General features: G+C 38.1%; 27 protein-coding genes. 22 read left to right on the top strand and 5 right to left on the bottom strand.

Going from position 1 to position 26,997, the window contains the following annotated elements:
• Positions 1-231: 231 nt before the first annotated feature.
• The 18 genes from AO058_RS16580 to AO058_RS16495 all read left to right on the top strand — a co-directional run bounded on the left by AO058_RS16580 (position 232) and on the right by AO058_RS16495 (position 20,139).
• The gene (locus tag AO058_RS16580; RefSeq protein ID WP_143083626.1) at positions 232-930 is read left to right on the top strand and encodes a hypothetical protein; all 699 of its coding nucleotides are present in this window, start codon (positions 232-234) and stop codon (positions 928-930) included.
• Between the two features lie 201 nt (positions 931-1,131).
• Positions 1,132-2,010, top strand: a complete 879-nt coding sequence (gene dapA / locus AO058_RS16575; protein ID WP_075327554.1) for a 4-hydroxy-tetrahydrodipicolinate synthase — start codon at positions 1,132-1,134, stop codon at positions 2,008-2,010.
• A gap of 285 nt (positions 2,011-2,295) precedes the next feature.
• Positions 2,296-3,123 (top strand): outer membrane protein assembly factor BamD, encoded by an 828-nt coding sequence (locus AO058_RS16570; protein WP_232228858.1) that lies wholly within the window; start codon positions 2,296-2,298, stop codon positions 3,121-3,123.
• 13 nt (positions 3,124-3,136) lie between these two features.
• The gene (locus AO058_RS16565) at positions 3,137-3,472 is read left to right on the top strand and encodes a DNA-directed RNA polymerase subunit omega (protein WP_075327552.1); all 336 of its coding nucleotides are present in this window, start codon (positions 3,137-3,139) and stop codon (positions 3,470-3,472) included.
• 5 nt (positions 3,473-3,477) lie between these two features.
• Positions 3,478-4,683 carry a bifunctional phosphopantothenoylcysteine decarboxylase/phosphopantothenate--cysteine ligase CoaBC gene (coaBC, locus tag AO058_RS16560; RefSeq protein ID WP_075327551.1) on the top strand — a complete coding sequence of 402 codons (1,206 nt, stop codon included), beginning with the start codon at positions 3,478-3,480 and terminating at the stop codon, positions 4,681-4,683.
• Positions 4,676-5,563 carry a type IX secretion system protein PorD gene (locus AO058_RS16555; protein WP_075327550.1) on the top strand — a complete coding sequence of 296 codons (888 nt, stop codon included), beginning with the start codon at positions 4,676-4,678 and terminating at the stop codon, positions 5,561-5,563. The genes coaBC and AO058_RS16555 overlap by 8 nt, the downstream gene beginning before the upstream one ends.
• A gap of 354 nt (positions 5,564-5,917) precedes the next feature.
• Positions 5,918-7,570 carry a DNA repair protein RecN gene (recN, locus tag AO058_RS16550; RefSeq protein WP_075327549.1) on the top strand — a complete coding sequence of 551 codons (1,653 nt, stop codon included), beginning with the start codon at positions 5,918-5,920 and terminating at the stop codon, positions 7,568-7,570.
• 153 nt (positions 7,571-7,723) lie between these two features.
• Positions 7,724-8,551 carry an enoyl-ACP reductase FabI gene (locus tag AO058_RS16545; RefSeq protein ID WP_075327548.1) on the top strand — a complete coding sequence of 276 codons (828 nt, stop codon included), beginning with the start codon at positions 7,724-7,726 and terminating at the stop codon, positions 8,549-8,551.
• 167 nt (positions 8,552-8,718) lie between these two features.
• Positions 8,719-9,021 (top strand): nucleotidyltransferase domain-containing protein, encoded by a 303-nt coding sequence (locus tag AO058_RS16540; protein WP_075327547.1) that lies wholly within the window; start codon positions 8,719-8,721, stop codon positions 9,019-9,021.
• The gene (locus AO058_RS16535) at positions 9,011-9,346 is read left to right on the top strand and encodes a HepT-like ribonuclease domain-containing protein (RefSeq protein ID WP_075327546.1); all 336 of its coding nucleotides are present in this window, start codon (positions 9,011-9,013) and stop codon (positions 9,344-9,346) included. Before AO058_RS16540 ends, AO058_RS16535 begins: the two co-directional genes overlap by 11 nt.
• 144 nt (positions 9,347-9,490) lie before the next feature.
• On the top strand, positions 9,491-9,712 hold the full coding sequence (locus AO058_RS16530; RefSeq protein ID WP_075327545.1) for a hypothetical protein: 222 nt from the start codon (positions 9,491-9,493) through the stop codon (positions 9,710-9,712).
• Positions 9,712-10,020, top strand: coding sequence for a type II toxin-antitoxin system RelE/ParE family toxin (locus AO058_RS16525; protein WP_075327544.1), 309 nt, complete (start codon positions 9,712-9,714; stop codon positions 10,018-10,020). Before AO058_RS16530 ends, AO058_RS16525 begins: the two co-directional genes overlap by 1 nt.
• A 37-nt stretch (positions 10,021-10,057) precedes the next feature.
• Positions 10,058-11,065, top strand: coding sequence for a glycosyltransferase (locus AO058_RS16520; protein ID WP_075327543.1), 1,008 nt, complete (start codon positions 10,058-10,060; stop codon positions 11,063-11,065).
• On the top strand, positions 11,058-12,014 hold the full coding sequence (locus AO058_RS16515) for a CdaR family protein (protein ID WP_075327542.1): 957 nt from the start codon (positions 11,058-11,060) through the stop codon (positions 12,012-12,014). The genes AO058_RS16520 and AO058_RS16515 overlap by 8 nt, the downstream gene beginning before the upstream one ends.
• Positions 12,011-12,601: a dephospho-CoA kinase gene (gene coaE / locus AO058_RS16510; RefSeq protein WP_075327541.1), complete on the top strand. Its 591-nt coding sequence runs from the start codon at positions 12,011-12,013 to the stop codon at positions 12,599-12,601. The genes AO058_RS16515 and coaE overlap by 4 nt, the downstream gene beginning before the upstream one ends.
• A 67-nt stretch (positions 12,602-12,668) precedes the next feature.
• Positions 12,669-14,240 carry a sensor histidine kinase gene (locus tag AO058_RS16505; RefSeq protein WP_075327540.1) on the top strand — a complete coding sequence of 524 codons (1,572 nt, stop codon included), beginning with the start codon at positions 12,669-12,671 and terminating at the stop codon, positions 14,238-14,240.
• A 4-nt stretch (positions 14,241-14,244) separates the two neighbouring features.
• Entirely contained in the window at positions 14,245-14,967 is a 723-nt protein-coding gene (locus AO058_RS16500; protein ID WP_075327539.1) for a response regulator transcription factor, read from the top strand.
• Positions 14,968-15,348: 381 nt separating this feature from the next.
• Positions 15,349-20,139, top strand: a complete 4,791-nt coding sequence (locus tag AO058_RS16495; RefSeq protein WP_075327538.1) for an Ig-like domain-containing protein — start codon at positions 15,349-15,351, stop codon at positions 20,137-20,139.
• A 498-nt stretch (positions 20,140-20,637) separates the two neighbouring features.
• Here the strand turns inward: AO058_RS16495 and coaD are convergent, their stop codons facing one another.
• The gene (gene coaD / locus AO058_RS16485; protein WP_075327537.1) at positions 20,638-21,090 is read right to left on the bottom strand and encodes a pantetheine-phosphate adenylyltransferase; all 453 of its coding nucleotides are present in this window, start codon (positions 21,088-21,090) and stop codon (positions 20,638-20,640) included.
• A 614-nt stretch (positions 21,091-21,704) separates the two neighbouring features.
• Positions 21,705-22,685 (bottom strand): D-alanine--D-alanine ligase, encoded by a 981-nt coding sequence (locus AO058_RS16475; RefSeq protein WP_075327535.1) that lies wholly within the window; start codon positions 22,683-22,685, stop codon positions 21,705-21,707.
• Between the two features lie 178 nt (positions 22,686-22,863).
• Between AO058_RS16475 and AO058_RS16470 the strand changes: the two genes are divergently transcribed.
• The 4 genes from AO058_RS16470 to AO058_RS16455 are packed head-to-tail and all read left to right on the top strand — an operon-like array spanning position 22,864 to position 25,071.
• Positions 22,864-23,481: a PASTA domain-containing protein gene (locus AO058_RS16470; RefSeq protein WP_075327534.1), complete on the top strand. Its 618-nt coding sequence runs from the start codon at positions 22,864-22,866 to the stop codon at positions 23,479-23,481.
• Positions 23,481-24,527: an RluA family pseudouridine synthase gene (locus tag AO058_RS16465; protein WP_075327533.1), complete on the top strand. Its 1,047-nt coding sequence runs from the start codon at positions 23,481-23,483 to the stop codon at positions 24,525-24,527. The genes AO058_RS16470 and AO058_RS16465 overlap by 1 nt, the downstream gene beginning before the upstream one ends.
• 36 nt (positions 24,528-24,563) lie before the next feature.
• On the top strand, positions 24,564-24,797 hold the full coding sequence (locus AO058_RS16460) for a hypothetical protein (RefSeq protein ID WP_075327532.1): 234 nt from the start codon (positions 24,564-24,566) through the stop codon (positions 24,795-24,797).
• The gene (locus AO058_RS16455) at positions 24,787-25,071 is read left to right on the top strand and encodes a type II toxin-antitoxin system RelE/ParE family toxin (protein WP_075327531.1); all 285 of its coding nucleotides are present in this window, start codon (positions 24,787-24,789) and stop codon (positions 25,069-25,071) included. The genes AO058_RS16460 and AO058_RS16455 overlap by 11 nt, the downstream gene beginning before the upstream one ends.
• Before the next feature lie 115 nt (positions 25,072-25,186).
• On the opposite strand, the gene AO058_RS16450 is transcribed toward AO058_RS16455, so the two are convergent.
• From AO058_RS16450 to AO058_RS16440, 3 genes are all read right to left on the bottom strand, one after another.
• Positions 25,187-25,915, bottom strand: a complete 729-nt coding sequence (locus AO058_RS16450) for an SDR family oxidoreductase (protein ID WP_075327530.1) — start codon at positions 25,913-25,915, stop codon at positions 25,187-25,189.
• A 360-nt stretch (positions 25,916-26,275) separates the two neighbouring features.
• Positions 26,276-26,524 carry a hypothetical protein gene (locus AO058_RS16445; RefSeq protein ID WP_075327529.1) on the bottom strand — a complete coding sequence of 83 codons (249 nt, stop codon included), beginning with the start codon at positions 26,522-26,524 and terminating at the stop codon, positions 26,276-26,278.
• Positions 26,525-26,617: 93 nt separating this feature from the next.
• Positions 26,618-26,914, bottom strand: coding sequence for a TIGR03643 family protein (locus AO058_RS16440; protein WP_075327528.1), 297 nt, complete (start codon positions 26,912-26,914; stop codon positions 26,618-26,620).
• Positions 26,915-26,997 lie beyond the last annotated feature (83 nt).

Below are 26,997 nucleotides of genomic sequence, written 5' to 3'. Positions count from 1 at the left end.
ATTATCCGGGTCAAACTTAACTGTTCAACTCTAAAGCCCGGAATATTTTTATAAAACGACTCTTGAAATTGAATCAGCGATTTTTCTGTTAAAAAATTAAAGGTATTTCAACGGAATAATTAATCATTTTGTCGAAAAATGGGTTAAAATTTCTAAAAATAGCAATGCTTTACTCAAATGGATATTATTGATAACATGAATTTTATATTTTCGGTCCGCAATTGAATGAAAATGAGTCTTTTTCAATACATTTTAATTTTACTCGTTCCGCTTCTAGCTATAAATTTATATGCTGCCATAGCTGAAGCCGATTGGTTAATGCAGGCCACACAGCTTATTTTTGTGCCCGGCCTTGCCGGTATTTATATCAAGCTTAAAAAAAATATGAGCTTGAATGCTATACTCTTTTTTATCTTTTTCTTTCTGGCTCAAATTAATGGCTTCATATTTAATACTAATAACTTAACTCTTATTTCCTTCTTCTTTTATATTATCGCCTATTTTGGTTTAAGCAGGGAAGCTTTGCAGAATACCCAACTGGAAACTGCCAGTAAAACCATACTGGTTTATTTTTTTCTGTTAATAGCCATAAATGCTTATTTGCTATTTACCCACGTGCTGGAACTTAAACAATATATGAGTGATGAACTTGAATTTGGCATTTATATAGCTTATTACGGCGTCTTACTGGTAATGGGCATTATTTCCCTTATTTATTATTTGAATTCTTACTCAAAAAAATCAATTTATTTTATCACGCTGGTTCTTACTTTTATTTTTTCAAATGTGTTTAGGGATTCCGCTTATTTTTATATGAAAGATTCTGCTATTTTAATTACCGGTAATTTGTTGTGGTATAATGGCTTAATCTTTAGTTTGCTGTTTTTTCTAACTCCAGAGAGAAAGCTGCGTTTATTGAACCTTCTCTAAAAAGCGAAAGCTAATTCCTGTTTATTTTTTAACAGAAAAAACAAAGCTGTTAAATATGTGCTTTTGTTTAAATACAAAAGCAGATTTTGGTCCTTTAAATTGTCGAAATCTATACATTTGTCGCCCGAAAATTTTGCATTTTTCAGTTTTAAGGTGAAATTCCGCAAATCTTTTCGATTATCATAAAAAATTTAAACAGCAATGAACTCATTTATTGGTACCGGTGTGGCTTTGATAACTCCTTTTAAGGAAGATTTATCTGTAGATGTGCAAGCACTGGAAAACCTGGTAGAAAACCAGATTGAAAATGGAATAGATTACCTGGTGGTTTTAGGAACTACCGCCGAAAGCGCCAGTCTTAATAAAGAAGAAAAACAGCTTGTAATAAATACGGTTGTAAAAAAGAATAATAAACGTTTGCCTCTGGTATTGGGAATGGGAGGCAATAATACATACGCCCTTTGCGAAGAACTCAAAGCTGCAAATCTTTCTGGCTTTGAAGCTATCCTTTCGGTTTCTCCTTTTTACAATAAGCCAACCCAGGAAGGTATTTACCAGCATTTTAAGGCTGTGGCTGCCGCTTCCCCGTTGCCAATAATTCTTTATAATGTACCGGGAAGAACTGCGTCTAATATCCTGCCGGAAACTATAAACCGTATTGCCCGCGATTTTAGCAATGTAATCGGCGTAAAAGAGGCTGCCGGCGATATGGTGCAGGCAATGAAATTAATAAGCTTGGTACCCAAAGATTTCCTGGTAATTTCTGGAGACGATATGCTTACCCTGCCTATGGTTTTAGCCGGCGGAAAAGGAGTGATTTCGGTAATAGCACAGGGATTCCCGGTTGAATTCTCTAAAATGGTTTCGCTAGGTTTAGAAGGGAAACCTGCTGAAGCTTACGAACTTCATTATAAATTACAGCGCTCTATAGACTTGATTTTTGCTGAAGGAAATCCTGCAGGAATTAAAGCTTTACTTGCTCTAAAACAAAGTATTCAGAACAACCTGAGATTACCGCTGGTGAAAGCCACACCAGCACTTCAGCAGCAGATTGAAGATTTTTTGAAGAATTTTAGCTAAAATTATTAATTACAAGGTCTAAAAAGTTTTAAATATCGTCATTCTTTCCCGAAGCGTTGGGATTATTTCAGGATCTAATAAATTGCCAGTCGATCAATGTTAGAAGCTGAAACCAGTTCAGCTTGACGATAGAATAATTTCTTAGACCTTTTATTTTTTCAGCAAAAGCCTTAGATTATCTTTCTTTCAGGATAATAAGAAGGCACATTTTGAGTTATCTAAGCCTGCAACACAAAGTTTTTTTTATACTGAAGAAAAATGTACTTTTGCCAGATGTTTTTACAAATGATGAAGAAAGCAATTTTATTAGTAACAGTTTTAATTTTAACTGTATCCTGTGGGGAGTATCAAACCTTACTAAAAAGTGATGATGCCGGCGCAAAGTATACCTATGCTGAAGAGCTGTACAATGAAGCCCAGGAAGAAAATAGCAATAAAAAATATCGTAAGGCCCTTAGGTTATTTGAGCAAATTGTTCCGCAATATCGCGGGAAGCCTCAAGGTGAGAAACTCAGTTATTTATTTGCCAACACCTACTACCAGTTAGGGGATTTTTACCTTTCTTCATACGAGTTTGAGCGTTTTCAGCAATCTTATCCTAACAGTGATAAGGTAGAAGAAGCCGCTTTTAAAAAGGCGAGAAGTTTCTACGAGCTTTCTCCAAGATACGATCTTGATCAAACCGATACGCATAAAGCAATTGCAGAACTTCAGGCTTATTTAAACACTTATCCTGAAGGCGAGCACGCCGAAGAAGCCAACGATATGGCAGCCGAATTACGTATAAAACTGGAAAAAAAGGAATACGAAATTGCCAAACAATATCATCTAACAGGAGAGGCTAGAGCCGGTAATTACCAGGCAGCAATTACTTCCTTTACTAATTTCCTTTCTAATAATCCCGGGTCTCCTTTTAGAGAAGACGCCCATTATTACAGGTTTGATTCTGCTTACCAACTGGCAGTAAATAGTTTTAGAGATTTAATGCAGGAAAGACTGCAACAAGCCCTGGAATATTCCCAGGAGTATAAAAAATATTACCCTGAAGGTGAATATTCTGAAGCCATAGAAGCTTCAACCGAAGACATAAAATCACGCTTACAAAATTTTTAATAGTAGAAGAAAGATGGATATTAAAAAGACAGACGCACCAATTAACACAATTACCTTCGATAAGAACAAGGTAGACGAGCCAACTAACAATATATACGAGGCTATTTCTGTGGTTGCAAAAAGAGCAAACCAAATAAATTCTGAGATCAAAAAAGAATTGTTGGAGAAGCTTGACGAATTTGCGACTTATAACGACAGTCTTGACGAGATTTTTGAAAATAAAGAGCAAATTGAGGTTTCTAAGTTTTACGAAAAACTTCCAAAGCCACACGCGCTTGCTATCCAGGAATGGTTAGACGGTAAGATCTATTACCGGAATACTAAAGATTCTGAAGAAGCAGAAGCTTAATTAAGATGTCTGTACTAAAAGGCAAAAAAGTGCTTTTGGGCATAAGTGGTGGTATTGCCGCTTACAAATCTGCATTTTTAGTACGATTATTTATTAAAGCCGGTGCACAGGTAAAAGTCGTGATGACGCCGGCTGCAAAAGAATTTGTTACACCGCTTACGCTTTCAACACTTTCCAAGAACGAAGTGTTTTCTTCTTTTACCGAAGACGATGAAGATGAGCAATGGAACAATCACGTAGAACTCGGCCTTTGGGCCGATTTTATGGTTTTGGCCCCTGCCACTGCCAATACCTTATCTAAAATGGCTACGGGGAATAGCGACAACTTTTTGCTCGCAACCTATCTTTCAGCTAAATGTCCGGTATTCTTTGCACCTGCAATGGATTTGGATATGTATAAACACCCTTCCACAAAAAAGAGTTTTGAGAGCCTTAAGTCCTACGGAAATATTATGATTCCCGCAGGAACGGGTGAACTTGCCAGTGGTTTAAAAGGCGAAGGGAGAATGGCAGAGCCCGAAGAGATTATCGAATTTTTAGAAACATATTTTTCTGAAAACTTACCTCTGCAGGGAAAGAAAATTTTAATTACCGCTGGGCCAACTTACGAAGCCATAGACCCGGTTCGTTTTATTGGAAACCATTCCAGTGGAAAAATGGGCTTTGAACTTGCTAAAAAAGCCGCTGAACTTGGAGCTGAGGTGATCCTTATTTCCGGTCCTACACATTTGGAAATCGATGATCCAAAGATCAACCTAATTAGAGTAGTAAGTACAAGAGAAATGTACACCGCTGTACATGATCATTTTGAAAATGTAGATGTGGCTATTGCTGCTGCCGCGGTTTCAGATTATAAGCCAAAGATAGTAGCGGCGCAAAAAATTAAAAAGGCCGAAGAAAACCTAAGCCTGGAACTTACCAAAACCCAGGACATTCTCTTATCGATGGGGGAAAAGAAAACCCATCAAAAACTAATTGGTTTTGCCCTGGAAACCAATAACGAATTAGAGCACGCCCGGGGAAAACTGTTGAAGAAAAACCTGAATTTTATCGTGCTTAATTCTATGAACGATACCGGCGCCGGATTTAAAAAAGATACCAATAAGATCACTTTGGTGTATAAAGATTCAGAAAAGGCTTTCGATCTAAAACCCAAGGCCGAGGTTGCAACCGATATTTTAAACGAAATTGTACATTTGTTAGATGCGTAAATTGCTATTTCTTATTCTTTTAGTGGCCGGGATGCCTTTTGCTGCTGCCCAGGAACTCAACTGCGAAATAGTGATCAATACCGAGCAAACAGGACAAAGCAATCTTTCTGTTTTTAGAACTTTAGAAAGTTCCCTTAGGGAATTTGTAAACCAAACCTCATGGACCGATGAGGAATTTCAACCTGGAGAACGCATTAACTGTAGTATGTTTATCACCATCAATGAGTTTGAAGGTGAATCTTTCAGCGGTACTATCCAGGTGCAGTCTTCAAGACCGGTTTACGGCTCTAATATGGTGAGTCCGATTTTTAACTTTAACGATAATCAGTTCAGCTTTAATTACCGGGAATATCAGCCTTTAAATTATAGTCAGAATTCATTTTCCAACAACCTGGTTTCGGTAGTTTCTTTCTATGTATATACCATTTTAGGAATGGACGCCGATTCCTTTGCACCCGAAGGCGGCACCGAATATTACCAGGAAGCCAATCGAATTGTAAATCTCGCACAACAAAGCGGTAGAACCGGCTGGAGTGGAGCCGATGGACAAAGCTCTCGTTTTCGTTTGAATTCTGATTTGCTTTCTAATATGTTCACTGAATATCGTAGCGCTTTGTATCAATATCACCGCCAGGGATTAGATGTGATGCATAAAGATCCTGAAGCCGGGAAAATAGCTATTGCTGATGCAATAGAAGGTTTAACCACTATGAATTCGAGGCGGGCAAATTCTTTGCTGCTTAGAACTTTCTTTGATGCCAAAGCCGATGAAGTAACACAGATCTTTAGCGGAGGGCCAGATATTAATCGCCCTCGTTTTAGCGAAACTTTAAGTAGCCTGGCACCACGATATGCCCGAAACTGGCGAAATATTCAATAAGAGATTTTTACTCGATCATCTCGGTTTAAAAGTTGAATATCCGTAAACACTCATACTTTAAAATTTAGACGTCACCCTGAACTGGTTTCAGAGCCTGCTCTGATTTCTATCGGAGGCCTAAATTGAAGGGTAGGTACTATTCGTGTTAGATGCTGAAACAAGTTCAGCATGACGATTTTTTCTTAAATTCACTTCTATGAGGGAAACCGGATATACATTTGAAAAGTATTATTTCTTTAGCAAACGTCTGTATAATCAAATTTTTCCCTTTTGATATAACTTCCGGGTTTACCCAAAGTTTATTGTTGATTGGGAAAAATTTCTCCCGTATATTTAGCCCAAATTTAGTACACTTTGCTCACAGCTCTATCTATAAAAAATTACGCCTTAATTGAGGATATAAATATCAAACTTCAGGAAGGCTTTACCATAATAACAGGTGAAACGGGTGCCGGTAAGTCTATTATGCTAGGCGCACTTGGGCTCCTTTTAGGTAACCGCGCCGATTACGGAAGTATTCGTGATACTGATAAGAAATGCGTGATAGAAGGTTCCTTCAATATTTCCAATTACAGGCTAAAAGATTTCTTTATCACTGAAGACCTGGATTATGAAGAAAATACCATTATTAGGCGTGAAATTCTGGCTTCAGGGAAATCCCGGGCTTTTGTAAACGATACGCCGGTAAAACTGACTTCTCTTAATAAGCTTGGGGAATATTTAATTGATATTCATAGTCAGCACGAGACTTTGAGTCTCGGAAATAACGATTACCAGTTTCAGGTAATTGATACCATTGCTAATAGTGAAACTTTGCTGTTAGAGTATAAAACCGAATTAAAAGCTTATAAAAAGCTACAAAAGCGACTGGTAGAATTAAAAGAAGAACAGGCACAGGCCACAAAAGAATACGATTATAATTTATTTTTACTGAATGAGCTTGAAGAAGCGCGTTTGGTAAACGGGATGCAGGAAGAACTGGAAACCCGTTACGAAGAATTGAGCAATGTTGAAGAACTTACCGAAAACCTAAGTGCAGCTTTAAATTTACTGGAGCAGGAAGAAATTGGAAGTTTAGACAGCTTAAAACAGGCTCGTGCCTCGCTGGCCAGGATTGCCAATTTATCTGCTAACTATGAAGCTTTGCATCAGCGTATTGAAAGTGTAATTATTGAATTAGACGATCTTTCTTCAGAAGTAAGTGATGCGTTAGATAGGGTAGAGGCCAACCCTGAAGAGCTGGAAGCCACCAATCAAAAGCTTCAGCTAATTTATAATTTACAGAAAAAACATTCCGCAGAAAATATTGCCGAATTACTGAAGATCAAAGATGAACTTCAGGAAAAAGTTTCGGTAAGTGAAAATGCCGAAAATGCACTTTCAGAATTGGAGAACGCCATTGTAAAACAGGAAACCAAATTGGGAGCTGTGGCTGCAAAACTCCACGAAAAACGAAAAGCAATAGTACCGACTTTTATCAAAGAAGCCGAAAGTTTACTGGCCGATCTTGGGATGCCAAACGCCCGTTTAAAAATTGAATTAAAAAAAGCTGCGAATTTTCTAGCCAACGGACAGGATGAATTATTTTGGTATTTGGCAGCGAATAAAGGCGGCGATTTTAAAGAGATCAAAAAAGCAGCTTCTGGCGGGGAACTTTCCAGGATTATGCTAGCGGTTAAAAGTATTCTCGCGGCACAAAGTAAACTTCCAACCATTATTTTTGATGAAATTGATACGGGAGTTTCAGGAGATATTGCGCAAAAAATGGCCGGTATTTTACAACGAATGGGGAATGCCATGCAGGTAATTGCTATTACCCACCTACCGCAAATTGCCGGGAAAGGAAACAGTCATTTTAAGATTTTTAAAGAAGATTCTGCTAACGCCACTACTACCAAGATAGAAGAATTAAAAGGCAGCGAGCGTGTAGAAGAACTGGCAATGATGCTTGGCGGTAAAAATATTGGAGATTCGGCGCGGGCTCACGCACGTGCACTCCTGGATTAAAACTATGGCCTGAAAGTAATTTTGCTATCTTTACCCGATAATCGGGATTTAAAAAATTTCGGGCGGGCCCCGGAATATAAATTTTATATCCAAATCGCTTTGTGAGCTTGCTCCGGGCTGATTTATACTAACAAAACGAAAAAATTTATCACTATGTCATACAACCTGTTAAAAGGAAAAAAAGGAATTATTTTTGGCGCATTAGACGAGAATTCTATCGCCTGGAAAACCGCTGAGCGTGTTAAGGAAGAAGGCGGAGAATTTGTGCTTACCAATGCTCCAATTGCGTTAAGAATGGGAACTCTTAAAGAGCTGGCCGAGAAAACCGGTTCAGAGATTATTCCTGCTGATGCTACTAAAATTGAAGACCTGGAAAACCTGGTTGAAAAATCTATGGAGATCCTTGGCGGAAAAATAGATTTCGTGCTTCACGCTATCGGGATGTCGGTAAATGTTAGAAAGGGGAATCATTATACGGAGCAGAATTACGATTTCACCCAAAAAGGCTGGGATATCTCTGCGGTTTCTTTTCATAAAACTATGCAGGTGCTTTACAAAAAAGAAGCAATGAACGAGTGGGGAAGTGTTGTTGCACTAAGCTATATGGCTGCCCAGCGCGTATTTCCCGATTATAATGATATGGCCGATAATAAGGCGTTTTTAGAATCTATTGCACGTAGCTTTGGTTATTTCTTTGGGAAAGATCATAAAGTGAGAGTAAATACTATTTCACAATCGCCAACCCCAACCACTGCAGGACAGGGTGTAAAAGGGTTTGACGGCTTTATTGCTTACGCTGATAAAATGTCGCCGCTTGGTAATGCTACCGCTTTAGAGTGTGCCGATTACACGGTAAGTTTATTCTCTGATCTAACTAAAAAAGTTACGCTTCAAAACCTTTTCCACGATGGTGGTTTTTCCAATATGGGCGTAAGTCAGGAAGTTATGGAGTCTTTTATTAAAGGCCAGGAGGAGAAATAAAAAAATAAGTTTAGCATGACGTTTTGGTTTCACGTCATGCTGAATTTATTTCAGCATCTAAGATAATAGGAAAATCTTCCCAAACTTGATTGGGAAATCTTGCTTTAATATGTCACCCTTCTTAGTGAAGTGATCAAACAGGTTTTTAGTATATTTGATAGGTTAAGATGAAAGAAATCAATCAACATATCGATCAAATAAAAAAGCTTTGTGATACCAATAAAGTTAAGTCATTATTTGTTTTCGGGTCTATAGTTAAAGATAAACTTAGACCCGAAAGTGATATTGATTTTGTGGTTGATATAGATGATCAAGATCCACTTTCTTATTCCGATAAATATTTCGATTTAAAATTTAACCTTGAGAAAATCTTTAAAAGAAGAATTGATTTACTGGAATTAAAAGCTATTAAAAATAAGTTTTTAAAGCAGGAGATTGATCAAACCAAACTCCACATTTATGGAGAATGAAGTTAAAGCCTGGTTGGAAGATATTAGACAGGCGATTTCTGAAATATATTCCTTTTTACCGGAAAACAGAGATTTTAATGAATTTCTCAACGACTTAAAAGGTAAACGTGCTATTGAAAGAAACCTGGAAATTATTGGAGAAGCGGTTAATAGAGTTCTGAAATCAAATCCAGATTTTTCTATTACGAATGCACGAAAAATTGTCGATACACGAAACAGGATAAGCCACGGTTATGATACTGTTTCAGATGAAATTTTGTGGTCCATTATTGTTAGGGATTTAGAGCCTCTAAAAGGCGAAGTTGATAAATTATTGAAGGAATAATCATCGAGCTGACTCTATAAAAGGGTTCAGGGTGACGGTTTCGGAAATTTAAGATAAAAGTAGCTGGATTAGAGCTCTTTTTAAAATTGAAATATGAATTTAATTAAACAGGGTTTCGTACTTTTATTACACATTTATTAAATTATGGATATTCAAACTGAGAAAATAGAGTTAGCAAAACTGCTGTTAAATACTAACGATCCCGAGATTATTCAGTCTATAAAGAAAATCCTTAAAAAAGAGACTTCACCTGATTTTTGGGATGAATTAAATGCTGAACAGAAACAAGAGATCAAAGACGCAAGGAAGGAAATTGAAAATGGAAATTACACCGATTATGAGATGTTTATAAGTAAACATAAGTAATGAATAGAAGGCTTATAATTTCTCCTATTGCGGAAAAAAAATTAGAAGCTCTTCTTGAATACCTTGTAGAGGAATGGTCTCTTAAAGTGAAGACAAATTTCATCATGCATTTAGATGAATACCTTCAAATCATAAAAAAAGAACCGGAAAGTTTTCCGGAATCTGAAAAAGTGAAAGGTTTAAGAAGGTGTGTGCTCACTAAACAAATCTCCATTTATTACGAATTTAATGATGAGGAAATTAGAATTCTTACCTTTTTTGATACCCGTCAGGAACCCGGGAAATTAGCCGATGATTTTAAAAAATGATTTTACACGGCATTCAATCCTCAAATCAATTCCTTAAATGAAATTAAACTATTCCTTTATAATTCCTGTATATAACCGCCCCGGGGAGGTGAGGGAGTTGTTAGAGAGTATGCTCAAACTTAAGTTTGATCGGGATTTTGAAATTGTGCTTGTAGAAGATGGTTCCAGTATTTCTTCTGGAGGTATTGCAACCGAGTTCCAGCAACAACTCAACATTAGTTACCACTACAAAAAGAATACAGGCCCCGGAGATTCCCGGAATTTTGGGATGCGAAAAGCCAAAGGCAATTACTTTCTTATCCTGGATTCTGATGTTTTATTACCTGAAAATTATCTGCAGGAAGTAGATAAATTCCTTCAGCAGGATTACTGCGATTGTTTTGGCGGGCCAGATGCTTCTCATCCTTCATTCAGCAAGATTCAGAAAGCCATAGATTATTCCATGACCTCTTTTCTTACCACTGGTGGGATTCGAGGTAAAAAGTCGGCGGTAAATGATTTTCAGCCCAGGAGTTTTAATATGGGGATTTCAAAGAACGCCTTTGAAGCTTCCGGCGGATTCGGGAAAATTCATCCCGGCGAAGATCCCGATCTTTCGCTTCGGCTTAAAAAAATGGGATATAAATTATGTTTAATTCTAGGTGCGGTGGTTTTTCATAAACGCCGCATAGACTGGTCTAAATTCTATACCCAGGTTCAAAAATTTGGGATGGTACGGCCAATTCTCAATAAATGGCATCCAGGCTCGGGGAAAATCACTTATTGGTTTCCCGCGGTTTTTAGTTTAGGCTTTTTATTCGCTATTTTGCTTTTAAAACTGGGAATTTGGTGGTTATTTCTTTTATATGTACTATATTTTGTGATTATTGCCATAGATGCCGCTATTAAAAATAAAAGTTTAGGAATTGGTTTCCTGGCGGTTTATGCCACTTTGGTACAATTTTTTGGATATGGTTATGGCTTTATAAAATCCCTCTGGCATATTCATATTTTAAAACAGGACCCGGAACACGAATTCCCGAATTTATTCTTTAAAAATGTTTAAAAACATAAGATTTAAAAGAATTTCTATAAAAAAATCCAGCTTAAAAAGCTTCGGGTTTTTCTTGCTGTTTTCTTCACTTATTTGGTTTTTTGTTCAAATTTCTAAAGAATATACGCAAGTAATAGATATTCCGGTTTCTTATGAAAATGTACCTTTAGATAAAACCCTATCTAAAGAACGGCCAGATAATTTACAATTAAGAATTCAGGATAAAGGTTTTGCTATTTGGTACTACCAGATCTTTAAACCCAGGGTGGAATTAGATCTTGGCAAAGCCACAGAAGAAGATGGCGAGCTGGTTTATAATTTTGAAGCCAACCGCGAAGTTTTGGAAGAGCAGGTGAATATCAATTTTGAAAAAGCCCGTTTTATCCAGGAAAGCCTTTCGGTAGAATTTCAGCCTAAAAAGAATAAATGGGTAAATGTTAGGCCACGTATAGATCTTAATTACGCGGTAGGTTATTCGGCAGGGGAGCCGGTAAGCCTGCAACCCGATTCGGTACAGGTAAGCGGCCCCGAAAATATTATTGATACCCTTCAAAATTTAAATACGGTTTATTTAAAGATCAACAACATTAATACTAATGTTTCCGGCAGGGTTAAAATTGATACTACCAACCTGGGAATGTTGAGTTTTTATAATACCGAGGTTACCTATAGCCAGGAAGTAGAGAAGTTTACCGAAGGCAGTGTAAAAGTGCCGGTAGAAATTCTAAATAAGCCCGAAGATACCAATATTGCTATTTTTCCGAAAGAAGTTTTGGTGTATTATCAGGTGAATTTAAAGCAATACGAAATGGTGAAAGCCGAAAACTTTAGGGTGGTTTGCGATTTTAATGATATAGATGATGGCGACGATTTTATTATCGCCAGGATTGCAGAAGCGCCTTTAATGGTGAGAAATCTTCGGCTTAACGAGCGTAAAATTCAATTTGTTATAAAACGATGATGGTAGTGGGACTCACCGGCGGTATTGGCAGCGGGAAAACTACCGTGGCCGGCTTTTTTAAAGAAAAAGGCGTCCCGGTTTATATTGCCGATGATGCCGGGAAACGCCTCCTGGAAACTTCAGCAGAGATAAGGGAAAAAGTTACCGCGCTTATTGGTAAAGAAGCTTATTCTGGCCAAACGCCCAATCGTAAACATATCGCTTCTGTAGTATTTAATGAATCTGATAAACTGGAGGCACTTAACGCAATAATTCACCCAGCCGTAGCCAAAGATTTTGAAAGCTGGAAAAACGAGCAGAATTCGGTTTATGTAATTTATGAAGCAGCAATTTTGTTTGAAGCCGGCGGTTATAAAAAATGCGATATAAATATTTTAGTTACTGCTGATAAAGCAGAAAAAATAAAAAGATTACAACAACGCGATAATAGTTCCCTGGAAGAAATTGAAGCCAGGATGGCCAAACAATGGAGTGACGACCAAAAGAAAAAACTGGTCGATTTTGAAATAGAGAATCACGATTTATCCCTTACCAAATCGCGGGTTGACGAATTACATCAGATTATCTTAAAACGAGGTAAAAATTAGCAGAAGTTTTGTTAACATTTGGTTAAACGCTTGAAGCACTAAATGTTAAAATCTTACTTTTGGCAGCATGAATAAAAAGCTTTTTTTACTTCTCGTTATCTTAATGAGCCTTTCCCTTATCGGTATTATTTTTGTGCAGGGATACTGGATTAAGAGTACCGTAGACGACAAAGAAGCGCAGTTTACCTACGATGTGAAACAGGTACTCTTAAGAGTGGTTAATGAAATTGAAAACCAGGAAATTGAAGATTACTGGATGAAATTTAAAGATGCCGACAGCACAAATAGTCGGCTGCAGGCCGCCACGATTACCGAGTATTCTTATATAAACGAAAACAAATTAAGAAACCAAACCCTCTTTCATTCAGATGCTATTCTGGAAGAAGATTATAAGGTTTCTTCAGGCTTTATAGAATCGGCCCGCGATAGTATTCCCTTTACCAAGCTCATCAATAAAAAGGTGACCAGTATTGTGAATAACCGTAATAATATAGACGGTAGCGGTCTAAGCTCTCAACAGCAAATAGAGCGTATTATTCGTATGGACGAATATGAGAAGAATTTGCTTAAAGAATATATTGCCGAGCATACCAGCAGGCTTCCACTGCACCAAAGAGTGAACGAGGCTACAATAGAAAGGCTTTTAGCCCAGGAATTGAGTAACCGCGATATCAATTCAGAGTTTGAATATGGCGTTTACAGCAATAGTATTTCTACCAATCTGCACAGCGAGAATTTTTCGCTAAGCCATCCCGCTACCTACGGGGTTCCGCTTTTTGCAGACGATATGGGAAATAGCAATTACCAGCTGCTGGTAAATTTTACCGAAAAGAAAAAAGTAGTGCTTTCATCTATAACATTAATGGCCGCACTTTCTATAATTTTTACGCTTATTATCGTGATTGCTTATTCCAGCGCATTATCGCAATTGATAAAGCAACGGCAAATTTCACAGATAAAAACCGACTTTATAAATAATATGACGCACGAATTTAAAACGCCTATTGCCACTATTAACCTGGCTTTAGACGCCATTAAGAATCCTAAGATTAGCAGCGACGAAGAAAAGAAAAAGCGCTATCTTAAGATGATTCGTGACGAAAACAGGAGAATGCACGCCCAGGTAGAAAACGTTTTACGAATTTCTAAACTGGATAAAAATGAATTGGACCTTAAAAAAGAAAGGCTTCAGCTTAATGAGATTGTAGAAGATGCCATTACCCATATAGAATTAATTGTAGAAGATCGTGGCGGTTATATACAAACGCATTTTGGGGCACTGCGCTCTTCAATTTTGGCCAATCAGGATCATTTTACCAATGTGATAGTAAACATACTGGACAATGCGGTAAAATACTCACCAGAGACGCCTAAGATTGATATTTATACTGAAAATGTAAAGAACTACATCATCCTTAAAATTCGCGACCAGGGTTCGGGAATGACTAAGTTGGTGCAAAAGAAAATATTTGAAAAGTTTTATCGTGAACATACCGGAGATATCCATAACGTGAAAGGTCACGGTTTAGGTTTAGCCTATGCCAAAAGAATTATTGAAGATCACCACGGGCAGGTATCGGTAGAAAGCGAAAAAGGAAAAGGAAGCACATTTATAATTAAATTACCTCTAATATCTTAAATATATGGAAACTGAAGACAAGAAAATTTTGTTAGTAGAAGACGATCCAAACTTTGGAACCGTCTTAAAAGATTATTTGGCGATGAACGATTACGAAGTAACGCACGCCAAAAACGGAATGGAAGGTTTTGAAAAGTTTAAAAAAGACGATTTTGATCTTTGTATTCTTGATGTCATGATGCCTTACAAAGACGGCTTTACGCTGGCTAAAGAGATAAGGGAAAAGAACGAAGAAATCCCAATTATCTTCCTTACCGCCAAAGCGATGAAAGAAGACGTGCTTAAAGGTTACAAAGTTGGGGCAGACGATTACCTAAACAAACCTTTTGACAGCGAAGTATTGCTTATGAAGATAAAAGCCATTATGCAGCGTAAAGCTACAGATAGCGTGGCAGACTCTAAGCAATTTGAGTTCGAGATTGGTGGTTTTCACCTTAACTCTAAACTAAGGTTTTTAACCTATAAAGACGAAGAAGCTCAAAAACTTTCTCCAAAAGAGAACGAGTTATTGCGTTTACTTGCGCTGCACGAGAACGATTTAATGCCAAGAGAACTGGCACTTACCAAAATTTGGAGAGACGATAACTATTTTACCTCCAGAAGTATGGATGTATATATCGCTAAACTGCGTAAATACCTTAAAAAAGACGAGAATGTAGAGATTTTAAACATTCACGGCGAAGGATTTAGATTGGTGGTAAAAAACAATGAAAATGCCGAAGCATAACGCGAGGTAATTTTCAGTTTCCGGGAATAATGAGAGTGGCTAATATTCTATTTTAGTCCATTTAGCTTATGTTGAACCTGACCGTTCAGGCGGACTTGTTTTAATAATGAGAACGTCATCCTGAATTTATTTCAGGATCTAGGTTGTTAAGAAGTTAGATGCTGAACCAGGTTCAGGATAATGTGGCGAAGCGGCTTTAGCAAAAAGCCACTCTCATTGTTTTCTTACCCGGAAAATTTTAACAACACTTCCCCGGCCGCTACCTGGCCAGGCATTTTTATGCCCGGGTTTAAATTACGGAAAACCGTATAATTAACGTAATTTTTAAATCTTTCACGCCACAAGTTTTATCTTTACTGCCGGAAGCGCTAAAATCCGGCTATGAAGCAAAGTTACTTTACATCACCCGGTTTTACTTTTCGGCTACAGCCGTTTGGTACACCTACTGCGCTTTTTTTACTCTTTTTTTTACTGAATTTTACTTTTGGGTTTGGGCAGGACTGTACAATTAACAGCTCAGCACCTGATCCTACAGATGAAAGTCCCATTCCTTTAGATCTAAACTTTGAAGGTCCTATAAATCGTGATTTAGTTGAAGATGATTTTATAGTGCCAAATGGAGAAATTGGAAATTTTGAGAGACTAATTCCTGAGTTCATAAAAGGAGCCAATGATATTGTAATTGAAAGATTTAATGTTGAAGGAGGATTATTAGATTACTTCGATTTAGAAAATTTTTTAAGGAGAGAGTTTGAAGATGCAGTTATTTCAATCACTCAATATACTGAAGATGATATTTTCTATCTTACTTATGGCAACGGTGTAAAATCTTTAAATTTAATATCCGAAAATTCTCAGGAAACATCGATAAATGGAGACGATTTAGGTTCACCTTTAGATATTGAAGCAAGTTTACCTGGGAGTAATCAAAGATTGTATTTAGCAGATAAAAATGAACAGCAGGTAAATATATATAATAATAGTGCTACTGCTAAACTGGATGACTTTAAGGTACCTAATTATGATTCTAGCAATGATGTCGGACCAACTGGAATTGTAACCGACGCTGCCGGGAATATTTATGTCGCTGTTGCATTTACTCCAGATGGAAATTATGATGTTGAGTATGATAAAGTTGCCGTATATGAAGCAGGTAATTATAATAATCCCATTGTTTTCCCGCCAGATAATTCGGGAATAGAATTAGACAGACCATACAGAATAGCAGTAGATAAAATAGGGAGAGTTTATGTCGCTGACAGTGGAGGTTCAACTCCTAATGGCAGAGTTTTGGTTTTTGATGAAAACTATAATCATATTCACACCATAGAAGGATCCCTAGACAATATAGGGGCTCCTGGTAGTATTGTAGCAGATGATTATGGTTATATCTATATTATTGATTATCAAAACGACATTACATTCAATGGAATTTTTCAAAATCCCGAAGATTTAATTGCAGAATATGATAAAATAACCTCCACAAGTTATTCTATAAATGTTTATGATTCCAATGCTAATTTTGCATATGTTACGGAATTTAACCAGGGATTAAATTTGCCTATAGATTTAGAAGTTGATTATTGTGGTAATATTCTGGTAAATAATTTGAAAATGACCGGAGATCAACCCGGTTTTTCTGGAATTGATGTTGACTTCGATTTCCAACTTAAAACCTTTACTCGCCACGATAATTTTACAGCCGAAGTAACACCGGAAGAGGAAGGTGAAGTCGTGGTAACTTTAAATTCTGACAATGATTTTTTTCCGTGTGATCCCCAACCTGAATGTACTTTTTCTATTGATTATGAAACTGAGGCAGCACCAAACGAATCTCCCGTAGCAGTAGCTGATAATTATTCCATCCAGGAAAACGAAACTTTGGTGGTTAATGCAGCAGATGGAGTTCTCGAAAATGATTCCGATCCTGAAGATGATGCATTAACCGCAGTTTTAGTTGATGATGTTCAGAATGGTACTTTAGATTTTGAAAGCGATGGTTCGTTCACTTATACCCCAAATCCTGGTTTTACAGATGACGATGATACTTTTACCTATTATGCTACAGATGGTGAGGATAACTCCAATGAGGTAACTGTTGTAATTAGAGTTACTTCTGCGCCAAACGAAGCTCCTGTGGCAGTTCCTGATAACTATTCCATCCAGGAAAACGAAATTTTGGTAGTTAATGCAACAAATGGAGTTCTCGAAAATGATTCCGATCCTGAAGATGATGCATTAACCGCAGTTTTAGTTGATGATGTTCAGAATGGCACTTTAGATTTTGAAAATGATGGTTCTTTCACTTATACACCAAACACCGATTTTTCAGATGAAGATACTTTTACCTATTATGCTACAGATGGTGAGGAAAATTCTGATCCTGCTACCGTAACTATAACGGTGAATGAAGTAGTTCCGGTAAACAGAATACCAAATGCTTTAGCTGAATCTTACACAATAAATCAAGGGGAAGTACTCAATATATCTGCACCGGGTGTTTTGGAAAATGACAGTGATCCTGATGGAGATAACCTTACCGCAGATTTAAGAAGACCTGCGGCAAATGGTGATTTCAATTTCGCTTCCAATGGTTCGTTTACCTACGAACCAGACCCAGGTTTTACGGGAGTAGATGATTTTATTTACGTAGCCTATGATGGCGAAGATTTTTCGGGTGAGGTAAGAGTTACAATTACTGTGAATCAGGTAAATTCTGCTCCTATTGCCGAAGATGATACTTACGAAGTAGATCAGGACGAAATTTTAAATATTCCTGCGCCTGGCGTTTTAGGAAATGATGAGGATGAAGACGAAGATAATTTAAATGCAAATCTGGAAGAAGGTGCGCAAAATGGAACGGTGACTTTAAATTCTGATGGTTCGTTTGAATATGAGCCAGAGGATGCATTTTCGGGTCAGGATAGTTTTACTTATCGCGCAAATGATGGGGAATTAGATTCTAATATTGCTACAGTTACTATAACCGTAAACGCCACAGACCCTAACGCACCCGAAATAGAATGTGTAACTCACGAGCTTTTCCTGGACCAAGATGGGCAGGTCACTTTAAATCCTGAAGATATTTTGGATGGCGAGCGGGGAAACCTGGAACTAAGTGTAGATATAGAAAATTTTGATTGTTCCAATCTTGGCGAAAACACCGTGATTTTAACCGCTACAGATCCTGATACAGGCTTAAGCGATACTTGTGTTACTGAAGTAATGATTTCTGATTATATTTTACCTGTAGCAAATTGTGTAGCACCGGGAAGGGAATTTAGATTGCAAAATGGGAGTGTTACAATTTCGCCATCGGCTATAGATTTAAATTCCGAAGATAACTGTGAAATCACCAGGACGCTTTCCGAAGATACTTTTACAATTCCCGGAACAAAAAATATTATTTTGTATGTAGAAGATGCTGCGGGAAATACCGACCAATGTACCACTACCATAGAAATTCTCCCAGAAGATACAGATCGTGTTTACCGCTGTATCGAAGAAGCAGAAATCCCCAATATTACGCTGGATGAAGATTGTGAGCTAAATATACCCAGTTATACCTTCTTCGTTCAAGCCCAAAATTTTAACCCGGCAATGACGCAAACTTACGAAAAGCTAACTGAGGATACTTATTTAATAACTGTAGAAATCAGGGAGTTTGGTTCAGATGAATTTGTGGGAGAATGTGAATTTTTGGTAAATGTTGTAGATTTAATTCCGCCAGGCATTTCCTGCCCTAACGATCAGATAGAAAGCTTTGATCCCGATACCGGTTTTGAGGTTCCCAATTACGTAAATATGGCCGGGATTTCAGATAATTGTGGTGAAGTAAGTTTCCGCCAGGAACCCGCTGCCGGGGAGATAATTTATAATAACACTACGGTAAATCTTTTTGTAGAAGATGAAGGCGGCCTGGAAGCCAGTTGTAGTTTTGAGCTGGAATTAACCGAAGCCGATGTTTTAAATATTTCCTGTCTAATAGATAAAAATGTAAACCCAGACGATAATTGCAGTTTCTGGCTACCAGATTATACCTCCAATGCCGATGTTAATTTTCCCGGTGCCGATATAACACAAACCCCACCGGTAGGCACCATACTTACTGAAAGCACCCAAATTAAACTCACCGCCAGCCTTAACGGCGAAACAGACGAGTGCTATTTTATGGTAAACCTGGTAGATGATCAGGACCCGGTTGCAAATTGTGTTTCCGGTTATGTGGTGAATTTAGACAATAATGGTACCGCAAGTATAAGTCCAGAAGACCTGGATAATAATTCTACCGATAACTGCGGAATTGTTTCCATGGCTTTAAGTCAGGTAGATTTCACCACCGCCGATATTGGCGACGTGCCGGTAACTTTAACCGTTCGGGACGATGCTGGAAATATAGATTCCTGTGAGACCACGGTAGAAGTACGGGGCGAAGCTTCAGGAGAATTTGAATGCCGTGAAAATATTGAAGTTTTTCTTGATGAAAACGGCGAGGCCAATCTCAATATTCAGGAGCTCTACACCGGCGACGCCAGCGGACTTAATTTAGAGGCAAGTCGGTTAAATTTTACTTGCGAAGATTTAGGTGCGGCATTTATTCAGTTAGATTATTCCGGGGATGAAACAGGCAGTTGCACCATAAATGTATATGTTAGGGATGAACTTCCACCAGAGATAAATACAAACCTGGTAGAACTCACACTAGACAATGAAGGTTTCTCCTACCTGGAAGAAAGCGATATTTCAGCTGAAGATAATTGCAGCGAAGAGCTAATTTACCGTTTTAGCAAGTCGGTTTTCACCTGTAAGGAGGTAGGGATGAATTCGGTAAACGTTGAGGTAGAAGATATTAACGGAAACAAGAACGATAAAAATATACATGTAAGAATTAGCGGCGAAGGCTGTGATCTTCCCGAACCGGGGGAGAACGAATATTTATTTCTCTACCCAAACCCCAACAACGGTATTTTCACCATTGCCACTCCCGAGGGAATGTTTATTGAGCAGGTGCGGGTTTTTGATTCCCGTGGGCGTTACATTATGCAGCAGGATTATAACGCCAATGCCCGCTTCTACAGAATGACTATCCAGGGCGTGGAAGAATCGGTCTACACCTTGCAGATCTTCACCAACGAAGGCGTAATAGTAAAACGCGCGATAATTAAGAGATAGTTTTTTAGTATACAGTGTTTCAGTGGACAGTATCCCAGTGAGCAGTTGGCAGTGGGTTTGTTGTTTGAGGTTTAGGATTTGTAGTTCCCGTCACTTCGAGTTTCCGACGGAGAAGGAAGTTGATTAGAAAACGTATTAAACGTCATCCTGAACTTGTTTCAGGATCTAAGTTGTAGTTGATTTAGAGTTTGATACGAGTTCAGAAAGATAAACTTTTATCAGGAAATGTTCTTTAAGAAAGATTCGTAGGAAACTCTTTTTCCTTTATCCAACTCTTCAATTCCCTGCCTGATCTCGTTCTGTTCTTTTTGGTTTAACTCCTCCCAGAAATCCGGATTTTATTTTTTAACAAAATCAGCCATTTTCTGGATGAATTCTAAATTTTCATTCTCCAAAATTGTTTTAAGTAATTTAAGTTTAGTGGTTTGAATATCCATTCTAATTTAATTCTAAAAACAAATTCACTAAAAATATAATCTAATATTGATTAACGGCATTTCACTTCCTCACCACATCTGGCACCATAAACTTATAATCACCATTATTTCTAATCACATCCCGAACCACAGTAGAGGAAATATGACTTTTTCCGGAAGAAGTGATAAAAAACAAGGTGTCTATCCCGCTCATTTTGTAATTGGTTTGCCCAATGGCTTTTTCAAATTCAAGGTCCTGTGCATTTCGTAATCCGCGTAGGAGGAAAGCCGCGTTTTGTTCCTTGCAGAAATCAACGGTAAGTCCTTTGTAAGTAGTTACGTTTATTTTGGGTTCATCTTTAAACGTTTCTTTTAAAAAATGAAGTCGTTCTTCCAGCGAGAACATATATTTTTTATCGGAATTCGTACCAATAGCCAAAATAATCTCATCGAATAACGGGAGTGCTCTTTCAATGATATCGGTGTGGCCTAAAGTAATAGGATCAAAAGACCCCGGAAATACTGCTTTTTTCATAAATCAAATTTAGTCTTTCCCGTGCAGACGGGAAACTTTTTTGTCTTTCCCGTCCCGATATATATCGGGAAAAATTCTAACGGGAAATCATAAACTCAATTTCGTCATTTTCGTGAAAACGGAAATCTAATTTAGTCATTTTTAGATGAATTTATTCCAGTTCTTCCGTCACTTCCGGTTTTTTGATGGGAGGAGGAAGTATGAGAAGTGGAAATTACCAGGGAACGTCATCGCGAGCGAGGCACGAGCGTGGCGATCTTTTCAAAAAGCTCTCCTCCTTCCTAAGGAGGAGTACCCAAAAGGGGAGGTGGTTTGTTGTTTGGAACTACTCGTTACTTCGAGTTCCCAACGCGAGGAGGAAGTATCGAGAAGTGTATTTTGTTACTGAAGCTTTTCTCCATACAGTTTTTTAAAGCTACCACCTTAAAAGTGTTTTAAGCGTCATCCTCAACTTGTTTCAGGATCTAAGTTGTTGGTGATTAAAACATGTTAGAAGCTGAAACAAGTTCAGCTGGACGAAATAAAAAAATCGCAAAATCACGAACAAAGTAGGCCATATTTTTTCTCCAATGAGATCCCTCCTTCGGTGCTTGTCCCGAATTTACATCGGGAAGCTAGGGGGCTTTCAGCGCCGTTTCAATCGCACTTCCGTAGAGATCAGTTAAAGTGATTCCGGCGGCTTCGGCTTGCTGAGGTAGAATACTCGCCTGACTTAAACCGGGAGTGGTATTCATTTCAATAAAATGAGGCTCGCCATTATGAAAAATAAATTCGGAACGGGTAAAGCCTCGCATTTTGAGTTTTGTATAAATCAACTTGGCGATTTCCTGCACCTGTTTGGTTTTTTCTTTAGAAATATTGGCCGGGGTGATTTCCTGTGATTTTCCTAAATATTTAGCCTCGTAATCAAAGAATTCATTTTCAGAAATTATCTCGGTAACCGGAAGCGCCTTTACTTTTCCTTTATAAGTGATCACCCCAACAGAAACCTCGGTGCCATCCAGGAAAGATTCAATAATCACTTCATCATCTTCTTTAAAAGCGGTTTTTGTGGCAGGAACTAATTCTTCTTCGGTTTTAACCTTGGTAATTCCAAAACTACTGCCGGCGCGATTGGCCTTAACAAAACAAGGCAACCCGACCTTCGCAATAATTTCTTCCGCATTCACTTTGTCCTCCTTATTCAGAAAATAATTAACTGCAGTTTTTATTCCGTAAGGTTTTAAAACGCTTATCAGGTCGCGTTTATTGAAGGTTAAAGCTGCCTGATAATAACCACAGGTTGTTTGTGGGATTCCCACCAATTCCAGGTAAGCTTGCAAGAGTCCGTTTTCTCCCGGTGTACCATGAATAGTATTAAAAACGCAATCGAAAGAAATTGTTTTTCCGGCAATTTTTACGGTAAAATCGTTTTTGTTAATCGGGTAGGGAGTATCATCATCGGCCACCACAAACCATTCTTTTTGCAAGATATGCACGCGGTATGGTTCGTACAAATCGCGGTTAAGATGTTTATACACCATATTTCCGCTATTGATGGAAATTCTATATTCACTGGAAAAGCCGCCCATGGCGATGGCAATTTTTTTCTTCATTTCTCCGTTATCAGTTGTCAGTTATCTGTTTTCGGTTAACAGTTTTTCAGCTATTTGGCCTGGTTAGAATACTCTCTGAGGACTCAAAACCCAGTACCGATAACTGTGAGAACAAATCTACAAACAATCTGTCACCAAAAGCAGGGGTTTTATATCTTTGCTGCTTAGAAACAAATGTATGGGATTCTTTAAATTTATTTTCAGCAAAACCTTTTTAATTCAATTGGTGATTGCTGCCATTGTAATTGTGGTACTCGCTTTTTTAGCTCTTAGATGGTTGGATTATTCTACCAACCAGGATCAACGAATTGCAGTGCCAGACCTCTCTAAACAGTCTTTAGATGTGGTAGACGATCAACTGGCTGAACTCGATTTAAGGTATGAAATCCTGGATTCGGCAAATTTTAATCCCGATTTTCCGCGATATTCTGTAATAGAACAAGTACCGGAACCGGGACAATTTGTAAAGGAAAACAGAAAGATTTACCTTACATTGAATCCGTCTGGTTACCGAAAAATAATGATCCCCGATTTGATTAGGAGAACCCGTCGCCAGGCCGAACCTACCTTGCGATCTTTAGGTTTTGAAATTGGTGACGTAAGTTATAAACCCGATATTGCCGAAGACGCGGTATTGGAATTAAGACATAAAGGTAAAAAACTGGAACCGGGAGATGAGTTGATGAAAACTTCTAAAATTGATCTTGTATTGGGCGATGGCTCGGGAAGATATAGAATGGAAGGTGAAGAAGAGCAGGATAGTATAACTTCTGAAGAGGAGGAAATAGAATTTTAATGAAGGAAGACGAGCAACACGAAATAGAGGAACAGGACGAAACTTTATACGAACATCATAAATTTGAGGCCGGTCCCGGCCAGAGTCCGTTGCGGGTAGATAAATTCTTAATGAATTTTATTGAAAATGCCACGCGGAATAAAATTCAGAAAGCCGCCAAAACCGGAAACATCTACGTTAACGAAGAAAAGGTTAAGCAAAATTATAAAGTAAAAGCCGGTGATGTGGTGCAGGTAATGTTTGAGCATCCGCCGTACGAGTTTTTGCTTACTCCAGAGAATATTCCGTTAGATATTGTTTATGAAGACGATACCTTGCTTGTGGTAAATAAACCGGCAGGAATGGTAGTACATCCCGGTCACGGAAATTACAGTGGCACGCTTATAAATGCACTGATTTACCATTTTGAAAATCTGCCGAATAACTCCAGCGACCGGCCAGGTTTGGTGCACAGAATTGATAAAGATACCAGCGGACTTTTAGTTATCGCCAAGACTGAGGAAGCAATGGCGCACCTCTCCAAACAGTTTTTTGATAAAACCAGCGAACGCGAATACGTGGCCCTGGTTTGGGGAAATGTTGAAGAAGATGAGGGCAGGGTAGAAGGCAATATTGGTCGTCATCCTAAAAACCGTTTACAAAACACGGTTTATGAAGGTGATGAAGCCGAAAAAGGAAAACCCGCAGTAACCCATTATAAAGTTTTAGAGCGCTTTGGTTATGTAACTTTGGTTTCCTGCCAGCTCGAAACCGGAAGAACGCACCAAATTAGGGTGCATATGAAACACATTGGGCATACACTGTTTAACGACGAGCGCTATGGTGGTGAAAAGATTTTAAAAGGAACTACTTTTAGTAAATACAAGCAATTTGTAGATAACTGTTTTAAGATTTTGCCCCGCCAGGCACTACACGCCAAAACCCTTGGGTTTATCCACCCAAAAACCGGCGAAGCAATGAGTTTCAATACAGAAATCCCTGAAGATATCCAGGCTTGTATTGAAAAATGGCGTAACTACGCCAAAAACCAGAAAGAGGTTTTGTAAGGTTTTTTCGTTAACTTTATAAGAAAGCTTGTTGAAATGGAAAACATACACCTAAAAGTTAGTACTAGAGAAGCCTATAAAGACTTAATGGAGTTTTTGGATAAGTTCGATAAAAATGAACTCGAAATTATCCCTGATTCAGATTTTGAAAAGCAAAAAGCAAATCTTCAAAAGGAGCTGGAAGCAATTGAAGAAGGGAATTCCGATTTAATGGATCTCGAAGAATATGACAGCTATTTGGAAAAGGTTATAAGTGAATATGAAGATTAAATTATCTTCAAAATTCAGGACTAAACTTGAACGTCAGGTAAGATATATTGCAAAAGATAAACCCGCAGCGGCTAGAAAATTTAAAACCGACTTATTGTCTGAAATTCGAAAAATTTCAGATTACCCATACTCTTTTCGTCCATCAATTTATTTTGAAAATGAAAATATTCGAGAAATGATTTTCAAAGGATATGTAATCATTTTCAGGATAGATTCTGAAAATAAAATGATTCTGGTTTTCGCTCTTCTAAAACACGAAGATTTCTCTCAATAAATTGTTTTAAAAACAACCCAAAAGTTCCCCCCCCCTTTATTTTTAAGGGGAGGTGGCCGCAGGCCGGAGGGGTTCCTGTTCAAATATATTTTTCAATTTTAAAAACTACTGCTTTCTAGCTCTTTCCGGTAGGTTTTATAAGCAACTCGTTTACATTCACACTATCGGGTTGGGTAGTGGCGTAAAGAACCGCATCGGCAATATTTTGGGGAGCTAATTTAGGTTCGCCGTTGCCATAATCCTTGTCTTCCAGTAATTCTTCATCGCTAATGTCTTCCCTAAGCCGTGTTTCTACAGTTCCCGGTTCAATAGAAGTTACTCGAATATTAAAGTCGGGAGAAAGTTCCATTCGCATGGCGCGGGAAAGTTCTATCACTGCAGCCTTAGAAGCACCATATACAGCGCCGCCTTCAAAAATCTCTTTTCCATCTACCGAGGCTATATTAATTATATGTCCGCTTTTTTGCTTTTTCATTGTTGGAAGCGCAGCGTGGATACAACGTAGCGTTCCTTTTACATTAACTTCAATAGTTTGTAGCCAGTCTTCTAGCTTGCGGTTTTTAAGGTAGGTAAGGGGCATCACTCCTGCCGAATTTACCAGAATATCTATCTTTCCAAATCTATCGTATATTTTCTCAAAAGCTTCAGTCACACTTTTATCGCTGGTAACGTCCATTTCCACTTCAAAACTATCGCTAAGGCCTTTTCCTATATCTTTCAATTTATCCAGGCTACGGCTGGCTAAGGCTACTTTACAGCCTTTTTTAGAAAGTTCTTCGGCAATAGATTTTCCAATTCCGCTACTTGCGCCGGTTACTACGGCTACTTTATTATTCAAATTCATGTTGTTTGTTTATTGGTTGGTTTGCAAGTTGGGAGGAATTAGAAGTTTAAGGCGTTAAAGAAGTTTGAAATAACAGGAATTTAACGAGTAAGATCTTTAATTAGGAATCCAGGATTAAGGGTTCCCCCATCACCCCGAACTTGTTTCGGGGTTTAAGTAATTTTAATTCCATCAGATTGTCAGAGCCTGCGCCCAATTCTTGATCGGGGGTTCTAATAGGTATAGATTAATCATCATTCTAGCTCCTGAAATATCCCGAAGCTTAGGGACATCATATCGTGAGATCGTCACCCTGAGCTTGTCTCAGGGTCTAGGTTGTTTCTTAAATCTGCAAAAGAATTAAATATATAAACGCTAATCTCAATTCAACGAACAATTTACATTCGTCATCATTTTCCACGCGCAGTTAAATTTTGGTAGTTTTTTAGCCGAATTCAGTTTTTTCTTAAATCTTATTTTTATGAATTTCCCTCCAGAAGTCTTGTATTGGTAATTCGCCGAATTAAGCAAACGCCCGTTATAATCTATAATAATTCCTCCGGTATTTCGCCAAAGAAAACTACCGCTAAAGGCTTTAACAAGCTTGGGATGTTTACGGGAACCTTCCATTTTTTGAGTTTTTTGGAAGTATAAGATAAGGAAAAGTTGTGTTAAAATTAAGTTTAAGTAGAAATTAATTGATTTCCAGAGTGTTTCAAATCCTTAATATTTCTTTTTTGAAATGCGATTCCCGGTAATTTGGCGTTGTGCGGCAGACTTAAACCTGGAGATCTCCATATCCCTTAATTTTGCGTGTTTGGTCTTTCTACCCTGTACCCTGGCGCGCCATTTTCTCCAGTTGCACGGGTGCATTTGCTCTTGCATAAACTTAATCACCTCTTTTTCGGTAAGTCCAAACTGGTATTCAATAGCTTCAAATGGCGTACGGTCTTCCCAGGCCATAGCAATCACCCGGTCCTGCTGCCGCTCATCTAATTCAAACTTTTCAGCGATGCTCATTTTTACTCGATAAGTGAGGTTTTAAAATTCATTCCGGGTTCTCCTCGAAATCAATTTTTTTAAGCCTTGCCGGCCTACCCCGA

Origin of the sequence: Salegentibacter sp. T436 (assembly GCF_001932675.1) — a bacterium.
Taxonomy (GTDB): Bacteria; Bacteroidota; Bacteroidia; order Flavobacteriales; family Flavobacteriaceae; genus Salegentibacter; species Salegentibacter agarivorans.
This window is presented reverse-complemented; position numbering and strand designations above follow the sequence as displayed.